Source organism: Streptomyces tropicalis (assembly GCF_029269835.1).
Taxonomy (GTDB): Bacteria; Actinomycetota; Actinomycetes; order Streptomycetales; family Streptomycetaceae; genus Streptomyces; species Streptomyces tropicalis.
In genome coordinates this window covers 1-17,934 of record NZ_JARJBB010000009.1, presented here as the reverse complement: position 1 = coordinate 17,934, position 17,934 = coordinate 1, and the positions used below count along the sequence as shown (strand labels likewise).

The window sequence follows — 17,934 nt, the reverse complement described above, 5'->3', positions numbered from 1 at the left end:
GTGGGGGAGACTGTCCCCATGACTCCTACGACGGAGACCACGGTCGGGATCGGCGGCGCCGCGGAGAGCACCGACATGGTGCTCAACATCGGCCCGCAGCACCCCTCCACGCACGGCGTGCTGCGGCTGAAGCTCGTGCTGGACGGCGAGCGCATCCGGCATGCGGAGCCGGTGATCGGCTACATGCACCGCGGTGCGGAGAAGCTGTTCGAGGCGCGCGACTACCGCCAGATCGTCATGCTCGCCAACCGCCACGACTGGCTGTCGGCCTTCTCCAACGAGCTGGGCGTGGTCCTCGCGGTCGAGCGCATGCTCGGCATGGAGGTGCCGGAGCGCGCGGTGTGGACGCGCACGCTGCTCGCCGAGCTGAACCGGGTGCTCAACCACCTGATGTTCCTCGGCAGCTACCCGCTGGAGCTCGGCGGGATCACCCCGGTCTTCTACGCGTTCCGCGAGCGCGAGGTCCTCCAGAACGTGATGGAGGAGGTCTCCGGCGGCCGGATGCACTACATGTTCAACCGCGTCGGCGGCCTCAAGGAGGACCTGCCGGCCGGGTGGAGCACGCGCGCGCGTGCCGCCGTCGCCGCGGTCCGCTCGCGCATGGACGTCTTCGACGACCTGGTGCTCGGCAACGAGATCTTCCGCGGCCGCACCCGGGGCGTGGGCGTGCTCGCGCCCGGGGCGGTGCACGCCTACGGCGTGAGCGGGCCGATCGCCCGCGGCTCGGGCGTCGACTTCGACCTGCGGCGCGACGAGCCCTACCTCGCCTACGGGCAGCTCCAGGACACCCTGAAGGTGGTCACCCGCGGCGAGGGCGACTGCCTGGCCCGCTTCGAGTGCCTGCTGGAGCAGACCCACAACGCGCTCGACCTCGCCGACGCCTGCCTGGACCGCCTCGCCGGTCTGCCGCCCGGCCCCGTCAACCAGCGGCTGCCGAAGGTCCTCAAGGCCCCCGAGGGGCACACCTACGCGTGGACCGAGAACCCCCTCGGCATCAACGGCTACTACCTGGTGAGCAAGGGCGAGAAGACCCCGTACCGGCTGAAGCTGCGCTCGGCGTCGTACAACAACATCCAGGCCCTGACCGAGCTGCTGCCGGGGACGCTGGTCGCGGACATGGTGGCGATCCTGGGCTCGATGTTCTTCGTGGTCGGCGACATCGACAAGTAGCCCCGCGCGGGCCTGCGCGGCCTTGCGCGAGCAGCCCCGCGCGGGCGGCCGCCGGGGTCAGCCGCCGAAGGGGTCGGCCGTGCCCACGGGCTGGACCAGCCAGCCGAAGTCGCCGAGGCCGCCGGGCGCGGTCAGCTCGGCCGCCTCGCCCGCGCGCGCGAGGGCGCGGACGTACCCGGCCGGGTCGGTGGCGGCCAGTGCCGCCGCGGGGCGTGCGCCGCTGACGCCGAGGGCACGCAGGGCCTCGCGCTGGGACAGCAGCCGCCCGCCGGACGGCGCGGCCGCGGCACACGCGTCGAGCGCCACGTGCGCCGTCAGGTCGCACGACCCGTCCGGCACGGGCGCCGTCTGCCGCCCCTGGCGGAAGCCGGTGAGCGTCCCGAAGGGCGGCCGGGCGCCGGCGGTGTGGGCGTAGTCGGCCGCGACGGCCACTCCCCGGCGCATCCGGGCGACCGTGTCCGCCCAGGCGGTGTCGCGGGGCAGTCCGATCTCCGCGCGTGCGCCGGGCTCGGACGGCAGCGGCCACCACCGTGCCAGCCAGCGCGCCCGTGCGCCGTCGACCGGCTCCCCGAGGCGCTCGGCGCCGTCGTGCCGGACGAGGACCCGCCGGGCCACGCCCGCGGCGTCCACCTCCGCCACCTCCACCGGCACGTTGTCCAGCCACTCGTTGGCGAACAGCAGCCCGGTGACCTCCTCCGGCGGCCGCGCGGACCAGGCGATGCGCGGGTCGAGACCCGCCGGTCGGTCGGCGAGCTCGACGCACCGCACGCGCGCGCGTGCCGCCACGTCCGAGGGGAGCGCGCCGAGCACGCCCGCCGCCAGCTCGCCGCGCCCGGCCGCCATGTCCACGAAGTCCAGCGCGCCGGGGCGGCCGAGCGCGTCGTCGATCCGGCACAGCAACCGGGCCACGGCCGCCGCGAAGAGCGGGGAGGCGTGCACGGAGGTACGGAAGTGCCCGGCCGGGCCCTCGGGGCGCCGGTAGAAGCCGTCCGGTCCGTAGAGCGCCGCCCGCGCGGCCTCCTCCCAGCTCCGCCACTCGGTGTCCGGGACGTCCGGGGTGTCCGGGGTGTGCATCGCCATCGGGCCAGACTAGAGGCGGGCCAGCCGTACAGGTGATCACAGCCTCCACCTTGGGGAGTACGGGAAGCGGGCCCGGATCGGCCCTCCGGTTGACCCCCGGGCACCCGGCGCTTCCCTACTCTGGGTTACGTGCAGCGCCTCTATGACTTCCTCCGCAGACACCCGATGTGGGTCGACGGCTTCTGGGCCCTCTTCCTGTTCGGGATCTCCGGCGTGAGTGTGTCGAACATCAACGGGGCGCCGGACCGCCACGGGTCGTTCGCCGGGGCGATGGCCGTCTCCGCGGTGCTCGCCGTGGTCGTCGCGCTGCGGCGCCGGCTGCCCGAGAAGATGCTGGTGCTGGCGGCGGCGACGGGCGTGGCGCAGCTCGTCCTCAACATCGAGACCACGGTCGCCAACTTCGCCATGCTGGTGATCATCTACACGGTCGCCGCGGTCGGTGCCCGCTGGGCCTCCCGGTTCGCGCTGGTCGGCGGCCTGTGCGCGGCCGCGCTGGCCCAGGTGCGCTGGCCGCAGCAGCACTCGGGCGTCGGGGGCGACATCGCGATAGCCGTCTTCCAGACGGTGCCGTTCGCGCTGGCGTGGGTGCTCGGCGACTCCATGCGCACCCGGCGGGCGTACTTCGCACAGCTGGAGGAGCGCGCCGCCCGGCTCGAGAAGGAGCGCGAGGCGCAGTCCAAGGTGGCGGTCGCCGCCGAGCGCGCCCGCATCGCCCGCGAGCTGCACGACGTCGTCGCGCACAACGTCTCGGTGATGGTGGTGCAGGCCGACGGCGCCGCCTACGTCCTCGACGCGGCGCCCGAGCAGGCCAAGAAGGCCCTGGAGACCATCTCCTCCACCGGCCGCCAGGCCCTCGCCGAGATGCGCCGCCTGCTGGGCGTGCTGCGCACCGGCGAGCACCAGGAGGGCGGAGAGTACGTGCCGCAGCCCGACGTCGAGCAGATCGAGGACCTCGTGGAGCAGTGCCGCGGCTCCGGGCTGCCCGTCGACTTCCGTGTCGAGGGCACCCCGCGGCCCCTGCCCAGCGGGGTGGAGCTCACCGCCTACCGCATCGTGCAGGAGGCGCTCACCAACACCCGCAAGCACGGCGGCCCGAACGCGGGTGCGAGCGTGCGGCTGGTCTACTTCGACGACGGGCTCGGCCTGCTCGTGGAGGACGACGGCAAGGGCGCCCCGCACGAGCTGTACGAGGAGGGCGGCGCCGACGGCCGGGGCCACGGCCTGATCGGCATGCGCGAGCGGATCGGCATGGTCGGCGGCACCCTGGACGCCGGCCCGCGCCCCGGCGGAGGATTCCGCATCAGCGCCCTGCTGCCGCTCAAACCGGCGCACTGACCCCCTGCCCGGCCCCGCGCCGGGGACCCGTCCCTCCTACGCGGCGGCGGCCGTGCTGGACCTTGAAGACCACGGAAGAGGACCGATGACGATCCGCGTGATGCTCGTCGACGACCAGATGCTGCTGCGCACCGGGTTCCGGATGGTGCTCGCCGCCCAGCCGGACATGGAGGTCGTCGCCGAGGCGGGCGACGGGGTCGAGGCCCTGCAGGCGCTGCGCACCACCGAGGTCGACGTGATCCTGATGGACGTGCGCATGCCGAAGCTGGACGGCGTGGAGACCACCCGCCGCGTCTGCGCGGAGGCCGACCCGCCGAAGGTGCTCATCCTGACCACCTTCGACCTCGACGAGTACGCCTTCTCCGGACTGAAGGCCGGCGCCTCCGGCTTCATGCTCAAGGACGTGCCGCCCGGCGACCTGCTCGCCGCCATCCGCGCCGTGCACAGCGGCGACGCCGTCGTCGCCCCCTCCACCACCCGCCGCCTGCTCGACCGGTTCGCGCCGATGCTGCCCGCCGGTCCGCAGCAGCCCCGGCACAAGGAGCTGGAGCGGCTCACCGACCGCGAGCGGGAGGTCATGGTGCTCGTCGCGCACGGACTGTCGAACGGCGAGATCGCGGCCCGGCTCGTGCTCTCCGAGGCGACCGTGAAGACCCACGTGGGCCGCATCCTGACCAAGCTCGGCCTGCGCGACCGGGTGCAGGTGGTGGTCCTGGCGTACGAGACGGGACTGGTCCGCGCCGGCGGACACGGCTGACCGCCCCTTCCCGGGGCCCCGCCCCGCCTCCGCCGGCGGCTCCCCCCGCCTCCGCTAGCGGAGGATGCCCTCCAGGAAGTCGCTGCCCAGCCGCGCCACCGCCGTGGCGTCCAGCTGGTGCAGGACGTAGCGTCCGCGGCGGCGGGTGGTGAGCAGGCCGGCCTTCTTCAGCACCGCCAGGTGCCGGGATATCTCCGGTGCCGTCATGCCCTGGCCCCGGGCCAGCTCGCCGGTGGTGCACGCGCTGCGGGCCAGACTGCGGCACAGCCGCATCCGCACCGGGTGCGACAGCGCCGTCATCCGCAGCGCCAGCTGCTCCACCGAGGGCGGCGCGGCGAGCTCCGGGGACCGGACCGGGTAGTGCAGTACCGGCCGCCAGCCGTACCGGTGCAGCACCATCAGGTGCGGCCAGCCCAGGCTCGTCGGGACCAGCAGCAGCCCGCGGTCCGCGGTGGCGGTGCGGCCCGCGCCGAGCTTGTCCACGGTGATCCGCGCGGCGGCCTCGTCCAGCGCCACCGCCGGGGAGACCGCGCCCAGCGCCTCGGCCAGGCCCTTGCGGCGCAGCAGCTCCGTCTTGTGGCGGGCGTCCGCCGCGAGCCCCTGCCCCACCCGCGACCAGGTCTGGGCGAAGAACACCTCGTCGCAGTCCTCCAGGAACTGCCGCAGCCAGGCCCGGATCCGCGGCGGATCGGCCAGCAGCCGCTCGCTGAAACGCACCTGCTGCGGGCCCCGGGCGGCGGCCAGCTCCAGGGCGCGGCGGCGCAGCCCGGCGTCGGCGAGCGGGCCCGGGCCGGGAGAGCCGTAGGCCTGGGCGCAGGTGAACTCCAGCGCCGCGTCCACGAACTGCTCGTCGGACAGCTCGTCCAGCAGGTCCAGGTCCCCGGCGAGGGTCCGGCCGGGGAGGGTGCCGTCGCCCGGCAGGCCCGCGCAGGGCAGGAACAGGTCGGAGAACGTCGTCCGCCACAGGAAGTCGGCCTCGCACATCCGGTCGGCCAGGTGCGGGTCCAGCCGGGCGGTCACCCCCGCCGCCCAGTCCCGCAGGCCGAAGTGGTGGCCCGGCTCGGACAGCGCGTGCAGCGCCATGCCCAGCTCGGCCAGCGCGGAGGGCACCGCGGTGACCTGCTCCGGCCGCAGCCCCCCGATGTCGATGCGCACGCTCATGCCCACATGGTGCACCCCGCCACCGACAGCGAGGGCCCTCGGCCGGGCCCCGCGGGAACCCCCAGCCTGTGGACGACCGGACGCCCCCCGAACCAATCGCGTTAACATGACGAGAAATCGTCCGGTACCCCGAGCGGACTGGAACGGGAGGGCACTCGTCGCGTGAGTACAAGCCAACAGCCAGACCCCAGCGAGCGCCCCGCGCGGCTCACCGTCGGTGTCGTCGGCGCGGGCCGGGTGGGCCCCGCGCTCGCCGCGTCCCTGCAACTCGCCGGGCACCGCCCCGTCGCCGTCTCCGGGGTGTCCGAGACGTCCCGCCGCCGGGCCGAGCTGATGCTCCCCGGCGTGCCGCTGGTGGCACCCGCCGAGGTGCTGGGGCGGGCCGACCTGGTGCTGCTGACCGTGCCCGACGACACCCTGCCCGGCCTCGTCGCGGGCCTCGCCGACACCGGCGCCGTGCGCCCCGGCCAGCTCCTCGTGCACACCTCCGGGCGGTACGGCGCCCGGGTGCTCGACCCGGCCCTGCGCGCGGGCGCGCTGCCGCTGGCCCTGCACCCCGCGATGACCTTCACCGGCACCCCCGTGGACGTGCAGCGGCTGGCCGGATGCTCCTTCGGCGTCACCGCCCCCGAGGAGCTGCGGCTGGCCGCGGAGGCCCTCGTGATCGAGATGGGCGGCGAGCCGGAGTGGGTCGCCGAGGAGAGGCGCCCGCTCTACCACGCGGCCCTCGCACTCGGCGCCAACCACCTGGTCACCCTGGTCGCCCAGTCCATGGACCTGCTGCGCGAGGCCGGTGTCACGGCACCCGACCGGATGCTCGGCCCGCTGCTCGGCGCCGCCCTGGACAACGCGCTGCGCTCCGGCGACGCGGCGCTCACCGGGCCCGTCGCGCGCGGGGACGCGGGCACCGTCGCCGTCCACATCGCCGAGCTGCGCCGGCATGCGCCGCAGACCGTCTCCGGCTATCTGGCGATGGCCCGCGCCACCGCCGACCGCGCGCTCGCCCACGGCCTGCTCAAGCCGGAGCTGGCCGAGGACCTGCTGGGCGTCCTCGCCGGGGGAACCGACGGGACGGAAGGGAACGCCCGATGACCACAGCCCTGCTGCGCACCGCCGACGAGCTGCACGCCCGCGTGCGCGCGGGCCGCCGTGCGGTCGTCATGACCATGGGCGCCCTGCACGACGGCCACGCCTCCCTGATCCGCGCCGCCCGGAGCATCGCCGGCCCCGGCGGGGAGGTCGTCGTCACGGTCTTCGTGAACCCGCTGCAGTTCGGCGCCGGCGAGGACCTCGACCGCTACCCCCGGACCCTGGACGCCGACCTCGAGATCGCCGGGAAGGCGGGCGCCGACGCGGTGTTCGCCCCCGCCGTGGAGGAGGTCTACCCCGGCGGCGAGCCGCAGGTCCGCATCAGCGCGGGCCCCATGGGCGCCCGTCTGGAGGGCTCGGTGCGCCCGGGCCACTTCGACGGCATGCTCACCGTCGTCGCCAAGCTGCTGCACCTCACCCGCCCCGACGTCGCGCTGTACGGCCAGAAGGACGCCCAGCAGCTCGCCCTGATCCGCCGCATGGTGCGCGATCTGAACTTCGGCGTGGAGATCGTCGGCGTGCCCACCGCGCGCGAGGACGACGGGCTGGCCCTGTCCAGCCGCAACCGCTACCTCTCCCCGGCCGAGCGGGCCACCGCGCTGGCCCTGTCCCAGGCCCTCTTCGCGGGCCGCGACCGGCACGCCGCCCAGGAGGCGCTGCGCGCCCGGGCCCGGGAGGTGCCCTCCACGCGCGCCCGTGCCGAGGCCCTCAGCGCCCTCGGCGAGTCCCGTGCGGCCGCCGACGCCGCGGCCGTCGCCAAGTCCCTCCCGGCGTCCGCCGCCGACCCCGAGGGGGACGCCCGGCGCCCCGCCGCCTGCGGCCCCGCCGCCGTCCGTGCGGCCTCCCGCCTGGTCCTGGAGGAGGCCGCCCGCCTGGACCCGCCGCTCGAACTGGACTACCTGGCCCTCGTCGACCCCTCCGACTTCACCGAGATCGGCGACGACTTCACCGGCGAGGCCGTCCTCGCCGTCGCCGCCCGGGTCGGCACGACCCGGCTGATCGACAACCTGCCACTCACCTTCGGAGCCGCCTTGTGACCAGCACAGGCATACGACTGCACGCGCCCGAACCGGGCTGGGCCCTCACGGCGGACGTCGTGGTCGTCGGCTCCGGCGTCGCCGGGCTGACCGCCGCGCTGCGCTGCGAGGCCGCCGGCCTGACCACGGTCGTCGTCACCAAGGCCCGCCTCGACGACGGCTCCACCCGCTGGGCGCAGGGCGGCATCGCCGCGGCCCTGGGCGAGGGCGACACCCCCGGGCAGCACCTGGACGACACGCTGGTGGCGGGCGCCGGCCTGTGCGACGAGGAGGCCGTCCGGATCCTCGTCACCGAGGGCCCCGACGCCGTGCGGCGGCTGATGTCCACCGGCGCGCACTTCGACACCGACGACGCCGGCGGCATCCAGCTCACCCGCGAGGGCGGTCACCACCGCCGCCGCATCGCGCACGCGGGCGGCGACGCCACCGGCGCGGAGATCTCCCGGGCGCTCGTGGAAGCGGTCCGCGCGCGCGGCCTGCGCACCGTCGAGAACGCCCTGGTGCTCGACCTGCTCACGGACGCCGAGGGCCGGACGGCCGGCGTCACCCTGCACGTCATGGGGGAGGGCCAGCACGACGGCGTGGGCGCCGTGCACGCCCCGGCCGTGGTGCTCGCCACCGGCGGCATGGGCCAGGTCTTCTCCGCGACCACGAACCCGTCGGTGTCGACCGGCGACGGCGTGGCGCTCGCCCTGCGGGCCGGCGCGGAGGTGTCCGACCTGGAGTTCGTGCAGTTCCACCCGACCGTGCTCTTCCTCGGCGCCGACGCCGAGGGCCAGCAGCCGCTGGTGTCCGAGGCGGTGCGCGGCGAGGGCGCCCACCTGGTCGACGCGGACGGCGTGCGCTTCATGGTGGGCCGGCACGAACTGGCCGAGCTGGCGCCCCGGGACATCGTCGCCAAGGGCATCATGCGGCGCATGCACGAGAAGGGCGCCGAGCACATGTTCCTCGACGCCCGCCACTTCGGCGCCGAGATGTGGGAGCACCGCTTCCCGACGATCCTGGCCGCCTGCCGCGCCCACGGCATCGATCCGGTCACCGAGCCCGTCCCGGTCGCCCCGGCCGCCCACTACGCCTCCGGGGGCGTCCGCACCGACTCCCGCGGCCGGACGACCGTCCCCGGGCTGTACGCGTGCGGCGAGGTCGCCTGCACCGGCGTGCACGGCGCCAACCGGCTGGCCTCGAACTCGCTCCTGGAGGGCCTGGTCTACGCGGAGCGCATCGCCGCGGACATTGCCGCCGCCCGGACCGCCGAGGGCCTGCACGCGCGCGTGCCCCAGCCGGTGCCGCACCCGGACCGGCCCGCGCACCCCCTGCTCGCCCCCGAGACCCGGTTCGCGATCCAGCGGATCATGACGGAGGGCGCGGGCGTGCTGCGCTCCGCCGGCTCCCTGGCCGAGGCCGCCGAGCGGCTCCAGCGCCTGCACACCGACGCCCGCGACGCCCTCGACGAGAACGGCAAGACCGCCGAGCCGGGCGTCGACACCTGGGAGGCCACCAACCTCCTCTGCGTGGCACGCGTCCTGGTCTCCGCCGCCCGGCTGCGCGAGGAGACGCGCGGCTGCCACTGGCGCGAGGACCGCCCCGACCGCGACGACGCCGACTGGCGCCGCCACATCGTCGTACGGCTGGATCCCGACCGGTCGCTGGCCGTGCACACCACGGACACCGCAGACTTCCCCCCGACCTCCCACCACCAGCGTCCCCAGGAGCAGTGAACACGTGAGCACCGACGACCTTCCCCTCGCCCCGACCGGCGGCTGCGGCGACGGCTGCGCCTGCGGCGCGGACGGCGACGAGGAGTACCTGGAGTGCGGGCTGGACCCTGCGCTCGCCCAGCTCCTGGCCGACGCCGGCCTCGACCCCGTGGAGGTCGAGGACATCGCCAACCTGGCCGTCCAGGAGGACCTCGACCACGGCGTGGACGTGACGTCGGTCGCGACCATTCCCGGGGACGCGGTCGCCACCGGGGACTTCACCGCGCGGGAGTCCGGCACGGTGGCCGGTCTGCGGGTCGCCGAGGCGGTGCTCTCGGTCGTCTGCACCGACGAGTTCGAGGTCGAGCGGCACGTCGAGGACGGGGACCGGGTCGAGGCCGGGCAGCGGCTGCTGTCGGTCACCACGCGCACCCGCGACCTGCTGACCGCCGAGCGCAGCGCCCTCAACCTGCTGTGCCGGCTGTCCGGCATCGCGACCGCCACGCGCGCGTGGGCGGACGCCCTGGAGGGTACGACGACCAAGGTGCGCGACACCCGCAAGACCACGCCGGGCCTGAGGGCGCTGGAGAAGTTCGCCGTGCGCTGCGGCGGCGGGGTCAACCACCGCATGTCGCTGTCCGACGCCGCCCTGGTCAAGGACAACCACGTGGTGGCCGCGGGCGGCGTCGCCCAGGCCTTCAAGGCGGTCCGGGAGACCTTCCCCGACGTGCCGATCGAGGTCGAGGTGGACACCCTGGAGCAGCTGCGCGAGGCGCTGGAGGCCGGTGCCGACCTGATCCTGCTGGACAACTTCACGCCCGCCGAGTGCGAGCAGGCCGTGGGCGTCGTCGGCGGGCGGGCGATGCTGGAGGCGTCCGGCCGGCTCACCCTGGAGACCGCACGGGCGTACGCACAGACCGGGGTCGACCACCTGGCCGTGGGATCCCTGACCCACTCCTCGCCGATCCTGGACATCGGCCTGGACCTGCGCGAAGCGGAGTAACGGCCATGCTCCTGACGATCGACGTCGGCAACACCCACACCGTGCTCGGCCTGTTCGACGGGGAGGACATCGTCGAGCACTGGCGCATCTCCACCGACCCCCGCCGCACCGCGGACGAGCTGGCGGTGCTGCTGCACGGGCTGATGGGGATGCACCCGCTGCTCGGGGACGAGCTGGGCGACGGCATCGACGGCATCGCGATCTGCGCGACCGTGCCGTCGGTGCAGCACGAGCTGCGCGAGGTCACCCGGCGCTACTACGGCGACGTGCCCGCGGTGCTCGTCGAGCCGGGCGTCAAGACGGGCGTGCCCATCCTGACCGACAACCCCAAGGAGGTCGGCGCCGACCGCATCATCAACGCGGCCGCCGCGGTCGAGCTGTACGGCGGCCCGGCGATCGTCGTCGACTTCGGCACGGCCACGACCTTCGACGCGGTGTCCGCGCGCGGGGAGTACGTCGGCGGGGTCATCGCGCCCGGCATCGAGATCTCCGTGGAGGCACTGGGCGTCAAGGGCGCGCAGCTGCGGAAGATCGAGGTGGCGCGGCCGCGGAGCGTGATCGGCAAGAACACGGTGGAGGCCATGCAGGCCGGCATCGTCTACGGGTTCGCCGGCCAGGTCGACGGCGTGGTCGGCCGGATGGCCCGGGAGCTGGCCGAGGACCCGGAGGACGTCACGGTGATCGCGACGGGCGGGCTCGCGCCGATGGTGCTCGGCGAGTCCGCGGTGATCGACGAGCACGAGCCGTGGCTGACCCTGATCGGGCTCCGTCTGGTGTACGAACGGAACGCCTCCCGCCTCTGACCCGTCATGGCGCCGCCAGCGGGCGAAGTGCCTGATCGGAGGGGTGGTGCCGGGTGGGCGTGCGGGGGACTTCCCGCACGCCACACCCGCGCCTTGTGTCGAATTTGTCTGATTAGCGCGTATCGTCGGTCTATGCCCACGCCCTACGGAACCCGCGGTGGCATGGCGTTCGGTGTGGAGGAGCTGCGTGTGCTCCGCCGCGCCCTCGCCCTTGCCCTCCATCCCCGTCGTCCCGCCTCCCCCGAGGACGCGCGGGACTGTCTCCGCCTCGCCGAGTCGCTCGACGAGGCGATGCGCGAGGGTGTCCGGCTGCGCGCCTTCCTGCTGGCCGACCTCGCCCGCTACCGGGCGGCCCTCCCCGGCGCCGCCTCCGGCTACACGACCCTCCTGAGGGAGGCGCTCGCCGCCGGCCACCGGCCCGGCCCCGACGACCTCGCGGCCCTGGGGGCCCTCGGTGGCGATCCGGCCGCCGCGGCGCTCCTGGACCGCTGCCGGATCCTCGCGGTCCCGGCCGTCCCGGCCTCCCGCACTCCCCTCCGGACCGCTGCGGCCCGCCTGCCGGGCGCCCGCGCCGGCCGGGACGACGCCGCCGGGGAACCCCGCAAACCGGCGCCGAAGCCCGCCGAGCGCCCGGCCCCCGCCCCGTCCGGGCCGACCCCGGCGCCGGGGGCCCCCAAACCGGGCCGCCGCCCCGTCCCCACTCCGGGCGAGGTCTTCCCGCGCCGCAAGCCCGCGCCGCGCGACGACCGTCCGCAGCAGCTCGTCGCGGTGTGACGCTTCCGGGGCACCCCGCCCCTGTTTGTCCCCGGGTCCTGGCTACCCTGGTGCCATGGACTACGTCTCCGCGCTGCTGCCCCCGGTCGTGATGGCCGTCTTCTTCATCGGCCTGGTCAGGGTGATCGTGAAGACCCAGGGCGGGGCGGCCAAGGCCAAGGAGGACGCGGCCGTCGACGCCGCCCTCGCGCGCACGGAGGGCGGCCGCCCGGCCGCCGGCGGCACCCCCACCGACGCCTGACGGGGCGCGACACCCCCCGCACGCGGCGTACGACTGCCCGCACGGCCCGGCCGTGCCCCGCGGTCGTACGCCCTTTTTGTGCCTGTTGGCGCCGAAAGCGCACGTCCGGCACGCCGATGTGCGGATCTCCCACTATTGTTCTGAGCTGTGCCTCGCCCATTGGGAGAACTCGAAGACGCGGTCATGACGCGGGTGTGGAAGTGGAACCGCCCGGTGACCGTTCGGGAAGTCCTGGAGGACCTCCAGCGGGAACGCTCCATCGCGTACACCACGGTGATGACCGTTCTGGACAATCTCCATCAGAAGGGCTGGGTGCGCCGCGAGGCGGAGGGCCGCGCCTATCGCTACGAGGCGGTCTCCACCCGGCCCGCCTATGCGGCCGCGCTCATGAACGACGCCTGGGCGCAGAGCGACAACGCCGCCGCTGCCCTGGTCGCGTTCTTCGGGATGATGAGCGAGGAACAGCGGCAGGCCCTCCGGGATGCCGTGCGGATCGTCGAAGGTACGCGCGGGGGCATCACCGACCGGGCCGTGAAGACGGCCGGAGAGGCCGGCGAAGGCACCCCGGAACAGGTCCGTGAAGGCACTTCCGATCGCACGGGTGAAGAAGTGGTCGAGACCGTGGGGGAAGTCGCCGGGGAAGTCGGGGCGCGGAGTGCGGATAGGGTCCCCGTCGAAACCACCGAGGAGAACCCCGGCGCCGCGCGGGACGGCCGCGGGCGATAGCGTCCGCCCATGTCCGCAGAGCACACCGAAGTCCCCGCAAAAGCCGTCACCGTCCGCCGGGCCCGGACCGGCGATGTCCCGGCCGTCCGCCGGCTGCTCGACGCCTACGTCCGCGAGGGCATCCTGCTCGACAAAGCGACGGTGACGCTTTACGAGGACATCCAGGAGTTCTGGGTCGCCGAACGGGGCGACACCGCCGAGGTCGTCGGCTGCGGCGCCCTGCACGTGATGTGGGAAGACCTGGCGGAAGTGCGCACTCTCGCGGTGAAGCCCGGCCTGAAGGGCGCCCGGGTCGGCCATCACCTGCTGGAGAAGTTGCTGGAGACCGCGCGGCGGCTCGGTGTTCGCCGCGTTTTCTGCCTGACCTTCGAAGTCGACTTCTTCGTCAAGCACGGCTTCGTCGAGATCGGAGAGACGCCGGTCGACGCCGATGTCTACGCCGAGCTGCTGCGTTCCTATGACGAGGGCGTCGCGGAGTTCCTCGGTCTCGAACGAGTGAAACCGAACACCTTGGGCAACAGCCGGATGCTTCTGCATCTGTGATCGTCCGGGATGCCCCGGCGGCGGAAGCCGCATTCCGCGCCGCGGCCCTGCCCGCGTTCCCTATGTCCGAAACGCGTATCTTTCCGGCCGGGTGCGGTGGGTCGGCCTCTCCCCAGGGGTTTGTGTTTTTCCCGCAAAAGCGGTTTGCTTTCCGCAGTGGTGCAGTACTGCATATAACAGGGGATGGCGAAACGGCGGACGCCCGCGACCCCCGGCCCTCATGTTTTCGATGAAAGGAAATCCGGTGGCACAGAAGGTTCAGGTCCTTCTTGTCGACGACCTCGATGGCGGCGAGGCGGACGAGACGGTGACGTTCGCGCTGGACGGCAAGACGTACGAGATCGATCTCACCACCGCCAATGCGGACAAGCTCCGTGGACTTCTCGAGCCGTACGCCAAGAGCGGTCGTCGTACCGGAGGCCGTGCGTCGGGCGGGCGCGGAAAGGCGCGCGCCGCGTCGGGCGGCAGCCAGGACACCGCGCAGATCCGCGCCTGGGCCAAGGAGAACGGTTACGAGGTCAACGACCGCGGCCGTGTCCCCGCGTCCATCCGCGAGGCCTACGAGAAGGCCAACGGCTGAGCGCACGCGCACAGCAGTCGGATCCGGTGGCACTGGGTGGCCACCGTGTCCACCAGTCGTACGAGATCGGGGGTGCCGGCACGGCTCCCCGCTGCCGACAGCGTCGGCAGCGAGACCTCGGCCCCGCCCCCGGGCCCGGGGGGCCGCAGCCACACGGCGGCCCCCTGAGAACCGGGGAGCCCGGCCGGGTGCGTGCCCGCCGCCGCCGCGCCCCTGTCCGGGGGCGGCGGGGCGTCCATGAGCGCGCCCGCGCCGAGAGCGGTCAGGTCCAGCGCCACTGCTCCCCATTCCAGCCAGTCCAGCAGCCCCGGCAGCTCCTCCGCGCTGCCCGCGGCCACCAGCAGCCGCATCCGGCCCCCCTGCACCGCCACCGGCGACGAGGGCCCCAGGTGGCGCAGCGCGGCCCGGCCCGCCTCCACCGGCACGTCCAGGACGTCGAAGCGGTGGCCCACCAGCAGGCGCAGTGGCGCTCCGGGCGCCGTCCGCCAGCCCAGCGTGCTCTCGTACCAGTGCCGCGCCCGGTCGCCGGGGTCGAGCGGCGGACGGGGGGAGGGGACCGTGGGGACGCTGCCGACCATGCCCGGTGCAACCGCGGAAATCACTCCAGGGTTACGCTGGGTCGCCGTGCGTGTGCGCGGGGTTTTCGAGGAGGGGCCGCCCGGGGGTGCGAGGGGGCGCAAAGTTGTTCGCCCGTAGCGGAGGGAACCGGCGCCCGCGGCATGGAGTGTCCGTGGCTGCGGGTAAGAGATCCCTAGTGGGAGGGGGCGACACGCAGCCCGGCGGCGTCTCACGTTCGCCATCGGCGTACTGGCGACTGGGGTAACTGCCTGGCCTGCGGGAACATCGTCTCGCACCATCGGGTTGGAGCAGATGTCGGCGTTCGGGGTCAGGAGGCCAAGGACGGTGTCGGCAGTTGGAATGAGCGGTCCCCGCTTGCGGGACTAAGCTGCGGAAGGACAGGGAGGGGAAGTTCCCCCCACTGCCTGACCGCTCTGAGGAGCGATTAACGATGTTCGAGAGGTTCACCGACCGCGCGCGGCGGGTTGTCGTCCTGGCTCAGGAAGAAGCCCGGATGCTCAACCACAACTACATCGGCACCGAGCACATCCTCCTGGGCCTGATCCACGAGGGTGAGGGTGTCGCCGCCAAGGCCCTTGAGAGCCTCGGGATTTCGCTCGAGGCGGTCCGCCAGCAGGTGGAGGAGATCATCGGCCAGGGCCAGCAGGCCCCGTCCGGCCACATCCCCTTCACCCCCCGTGCCAAGAAGGTCCTGGAGCTGTCGCTCCGGGAGGCCCTGCAGCTGGGCCACAACTACATCGGCACGGAGCACATCCTGCTCGGCCTGATCCGCGAGGGCGAGGGCGTCGCCGCCCAGGTCCTCGTGAAGCTCGGCGCCGACCTCAACCGGGTGCGGCAGCAGGTCATCCAGCTGCTCTCCGGCTACCAGGGCAAGGAGACCGCCGCCGCCGGCGGCCCTGCCGAGGGCACGCCCTCGACGTCCCTGGTCCTCGACCAGTTCGGCCGGAACCTCACCCAGGCCGCTCGTGAGTCCAAGCTCGACCCGGTCATCGGGCGCGAGAAGGAGATCGAGCGGGTCATGCAGGTGCTGTCCCGCCGTACCAAGAACAACCCGGTCCTGATCGGTGAGCCCGGTGTCGGCAAGACCGCCGTCGTCGAGGGCCTCGCCCAGGCCATCGTCAAGGGCGAGGTGCCCGAGACCCTCAAGGACAAGCACCTCTACACCCTGGACCTCGGCGCCCTGGTCGCCGGCTCCCGCTACCGCGGTGACTTCGAGGAGCGCCTGAAGAAGGTCCTCAAGGAGATCCGCACCCGCGGCGACATCATCCTGTTCATCGACGAGCTGCACACGCTGGTCGGTGCGGGTGCCGCCGAGGGCGCCATCGACGCGGCCTCCATCCTGAAGCCGATGCTGGCCCGCGGTGAGCTGCAGACCATCGGTGCGACCACGCTGGACGAGTACCGCAAGCACCTGGAGAAGGACGCGGCCCTCGAGCGCCGCTTCCAGCCCATCCAGGTCGCCGAGCCGTCCCTGCCGCACACGATCGAGATCCTCAAGGGCCTGCGCGACCGCTACGAGGCCCACCACCGGGTCTCCATCACGGACGAGGCCCTGGTCCAGGCCGCCACCCTAGCCGACCGGTACATCTCTGACCGCTTCCTGCCGGACAAGGCGATCGACCTGATCGACGAGGCCGGCTCCCGGATGCGCATCCGCCGGATGACCGCGCCGCCGGACCTCCGCGAGTTCGACGAGAAGATCGCCGGCGTCCGCCGCGACAAGGAGTCCGCGATCGACTCGCAGGACTTCGAGAAGGCCGCCTCCCTGCGCGACAAGGAGAAGCAGCTCCTGGCCGCCAAGGCCAAGCGCGAGAAGGAGTGGAAGGCCGGCGACATGGACGTCGTCGCCGAGGTCGACGGCGAGCTGATCGCCGAGGTCCTCGCCACGGCCACCGGCATCCCGGTCTTCAAGCTGACCGAGGAGGAGTCCAGCCGCCTGCTCCGCATGGAGGAGGAGCTGCACAAGCGGGTCATCGGCCAGGTCGACGCCGTCAAGGCGCTGTCGAAGGCGATCCGCCGCACCCGTGCCGGCCTGAAGGACCCGAAGCGTCCCGGCGGCTCGTTCATCTTCGCCGGCCCGTCCGGTGTCGGTAAGACGGAGCTGTCCAAGGCGCTCGCGGAGTTCCTCTTCGGCGACGAGGACGCGCTGATCTCCCTCGACATGTCGGAGTTCAGCGAGAAGCACACGGTCTCCCGCCTCTTCGGTTCGCCCCCCGGCTACGTGGGCTACGAGGAGGGCGGTCAGCTCACCGAGAAGGTCCGCCGCAAGCCGTTCTCCGTCGTCCTCTTCGACGAGGTCGAGAAGGCCCACCCGGACATCTTCAACTCGCTGCTGCAGATCCTGGAGGACGGTCGCCTGACCGACTCCCAGGGCCGGGTCGTGGACTTCAAGAACACGGTCATCATCATGACGACCAACCTCGGCACCCGGGACATCTCCAAGGGCTTCAACCTGGGCTTCGCCGCCTCCGGCGACACGAAGTCCAACTACGAGCGCATGAAGAACAAGGTCTCGGACGAGCTCAAGCAGCACTTCCGCCCCGAGTTCCTCAACCGCGTCGACGACGTGGTCGTCTTCCCGCAGCTGACGCAGGAGGACATCCTGCGGATCGTCGACCTGATGATCGGCAAGGTGGACGAGCGCCTGAAGGACCGGGACATGGGCATCGAGCTCTCCCAGTCCGCCAAGGAGCTGCTCGCCAAGAAGGGCTACGACCCCGTGCTGGGCGCCCGGCCGCTGCGCCGGACCATCCAGCGGGAGGTCGAGGACACGCTCTCGGAGAAGATCCTCTTCGGCGAGCTGCGTCCCGGCCACATCGTGGTCGTGGACACCGAGGGCGAGGGCGAGTCCCAGACCTTCACCTTCCGGGGTGAGGAGAAGTCGGCGCTGCCCGACGTCCCGCCGATCGAGCAGGCGGCCGGCGGAGCCGGGCCGAACCTGAGCAAGGACGCGTAAGCGCCACGGCGCGTGAAAGGGGCCGGTGCCTTCGGGCACCGGCCCCTTCCGCATGTCCGGCTTCGCGTCCGCTCGCGGGGTGCGGACCGGCCCTGGGGCCTCTCTTTCGGATCTTGCCGGGGGCGCGGGGTCCGGCACGCACGTCTGCGGCGTTGTCGTCGGTTGTCGACGCTCCGCGTCGCCACCCTCCTCCGCCTTGCAGCCGCACGCACCGGACCCCGCTCGACCCACGGCAAGGCGACGCCGGCGGAAGCCGACCTGATCCGAAAGAAAGGCCCTAGTAGTGCTTCGTTAGGTTCTGCTTCTGCTTCTGCGGCTTTTTCCGGGCAGGGTCCGGCCGCAGGTGGTGCAGGTGCCGGTCCAGCACCTCAGCAGGTCTTGGAGTGCGTCCAAGACCTGGTAG

The 17,934-nt window shown here is 73.2% G+C and carries 17 protein-coding genes; 14 read left to right on the top strand and 3 right to left on the bottom strand.

Annotation, left to right across the window (positions count from 1 at the left end; genetic code table 11):
• Window positions 1-18: 18 nt before the first annotated feature.
• Complete coding sequence (locus tag P3H78_RS18680; protein ID WP_276110176.1) at window positions 19-1,170, top strand: NADH-quinone oxidoreductase subunit D; 1,152 nt, start codon at window positions 19-21, stop codon at window positions 1,168-1,170.
• 57 nt (window positions 1,171-1,227) lie between these two features.
• On the opposite strand, the gene P3H78_RS18675 is transcribed toward P3H78_RS18680, so the two are convergent.
• Window positions 1,228-2,244, bottom strand: coding sequence for an SAM-dependent methyltransferase (locus P3H78_RS18675; RefSeq protein ID WP_276110393.1), 1,017 nt, complete (start codon window positions 2,242-2,244; stop codon window positions 1,228-1,230).
• A 135-nt stretch (window positions 2,245-2,379) separates the two neighbouring features.
• Here P3H78_RS18675 and P3H78_RS18670 point away from each other — a divergent pair, with 135 nt between their 5' ends.
• Both P3H78_RS18670 and P3H78_RS18665 read left to right on the top strand, forming a co-directional pair.
• Window positions 2,380-3,585, top strand: coding sequence for a sensor histidine kinase (locus tag P3H78_RS18670; RefSeq protein ID WP_276110175.1), 1,206 nt, complete (start codon window positions 2,380-2,382; stop codon window positions 3,583-3,585).
• A gap of 85 nt (window positions 3,586-3,670) precedes the next feature.
• Window positions 3,671-4,342: a response regulator gene (locus tag P3H78_RS18665; protein WP_276110174.1), complete on the top strand. Its 672-nt coding sequence runs from the start codon at window positions 3,671-3,673 to the stop codon at window positions 4,340-4,342.
• 54 nt (window positions 4,343-4,396) lie between these two features.
• Here P3H78_RS18665 and P3H78_RS18660 read toward each other — a convergent pair whose 3' ends face one another.
• Window positions 4,397-5,503, bottom strand: coding sequence for a DUF5937 family protein (locus tag P3H78_RS18660; protein WP_276110173.1), 1,107 nt, complete (start codon window positions 5,501-5,503; stop codon window positions 4,397-4,399).
• A 162-nt stretch (window positions 5,504-5,665) separates the two neighbouring features.
• Between P3H78_RS18660 and P3H78_RS18655 the strand changes: the two genes are divergently transcribed.
• The 10 genes from P3H78_RS18655 to P3H78_RS18610 all read left to right on the top strand — a co-directional run bounded on the left by P3H78_RS18655 (window position 5,666) and on the right by P3H78_RS18610 (window position 13,996).
• A complete protein-coding gene (locus P3H78_RS18655) occupies window positions 5,666-6,595 on the top strand; it encodes a Rossmann-like and DUF2520 domain-containing protein (RefSeq protein ID WP_276110171.1) in 930 nt (309 codons plus the stop codon).
• Window positions 6,592-7,629 (top strand): pantoate--beta-alanine ligase, encoded by a 1,038-nt coding sequence (panC, locus tag P3H78_RS18650; protein ID WP_276110170.1) that lies wholly within the window; start codon window positions 6,592-6,594, stop codon window positions 7,627-7,629. Before P3H78_RS18655 ends, panC begins: the two co-directional genes overlap by 4 nt.
• Window positions 7,626-9,347 carry an L-aspartate oxidase gene (locus P3H78_RS18645; RefSeq protein ID WP_276110169.1) on the top strand — a complete coding sequence of 574 codons (1,722 nt, stop codon included), beginning with the start codon at window positions 7,626-7,628 and terminating at the stop codon, window positions 9,345-9,347. Before panC ends, P3H78_RS18645 begins: the two co-directional genes overlap by 4 nt.
• 4 nt (window positions 9,348-9,351) lie before the next feature.
• Complete coding sequence (gene nadC, locus P3H78_RS18640) at window positions 9,352-10,329, top strand: carboxylating nicotinate-nucleotide diphosphorylase (protein WP_276110168.1); 978 nt, start codon at window positions 9,352-9,354, stop codon at window positions 10,327-10,329.
• A 5-nt stretch (window positions 10,330-10,334) separates the two neighbouring features.
• Window positions 10,335-11,132, top strand: coding sequence for a type III pantothenate kinase (locus P3H78_RS18635; protein ID WP_276110167.1), 798 nt, complete (start codon window positions 10,335-10,337; stop codon window positions 11,130-11,132).
• A 132-nt stretch (window positions 11,133-11,264) separates the two neighbouring features.
• Window positions 11,265-11,906: a hypothetical protein gene (locus P3H78_RS18630; protein ID WP_276110166.1), complete on the top strand. Its 642-nt coding sequence runs from the start codon at window positions 11,265-11,267 to the stop codon at window positions 11,904-11,906.
• Between the two features lie 55 nt (window positions 11,907-11,961).
• On the top strand, window positions 11,962-12,147 hold the full coding sequence (locus P3H78_RS18625; protein WP_276110165.1) for a hypothetical protein: 186 nt from the start codon (window positions 11,962-11,964) through the stop codon (window positions 12,145-12,147).
• A 183-nt stretch (window positions 12,148-12,330) separates the two neighbouring features.
• Complete coding sequence (locus P3H78_RS18620) at window positions 12,331-12,873, top strand: BlaI/MecI/CopY family transcriptional regulator (RefSeq protein WP_438827997.1); 543 nt, start codon at window positions 12,331-12,333, stop codon at window positions 12,871-12,873.
• A 9-nt stretch (window positions 12,874-12,882) separates the two neighbouring features.
• Window positions 12,883-13,416, top strand: coding sequence for an amino-acid N-acetyltransferase (locus P3H78_RS18615; RefSeq protein WP_276110163.1), 534 nt, complete (start codon window positions 12,883-12,885; stop codon window positions 13,414-13,416).
• A gap of 244 nt (window positions 13,417-13,660) precedes the next feature.
• Window positions 13,661-13,996 (top strand): histone-like nucleoid-structuring protein Lsr2, encoded by a 336-nt coding sequence (locus P3H78_RS18610; RefSeq protein WP_276110162.1) that lies wholly within the window; start codon window positions 13,661-13,663, stop codon window positions 13,994-13,996.
• Here P3H78_RS18610 and P3H78_RS18605 read toward each other — a convergent pair.
• Window positions 13,975-14,574: an SCO3374 family protein gene (locus tag P3H78_RS18605; RefSeq protein ID WP_276110161.1), complete on the bottom strand. Its 600-nt coding sequence runs from the start codon at window positions 14,572-14,574 to the stop codon at window positions 13,975-13,977. The two genes, P3H78_RS18610 and P3H78_RS18605, sit on opposite strands and share 22 nt — an antisense overlap.
• 431 nt (window positions 14,575-15,005) lie before the next feature.
• Here P3H78_RS18605 and P3H78_RS18600 point away from each other — a divergent pair, with 431 nt between their 5' ends.
• Window positions 15,006-17,531, top strand: a complete 2,526-nt coding sequence (locus P3H78_RS18600) for an ATP-dependent Clp protease ATP-binding subunit (protein WP_276110160.1) — start codon at window positions 15,006-15,008, stop codon at window positions 17,529-17,531.
• Window positions 17,532-17,934: the final 403 nt, after the last annotated feature.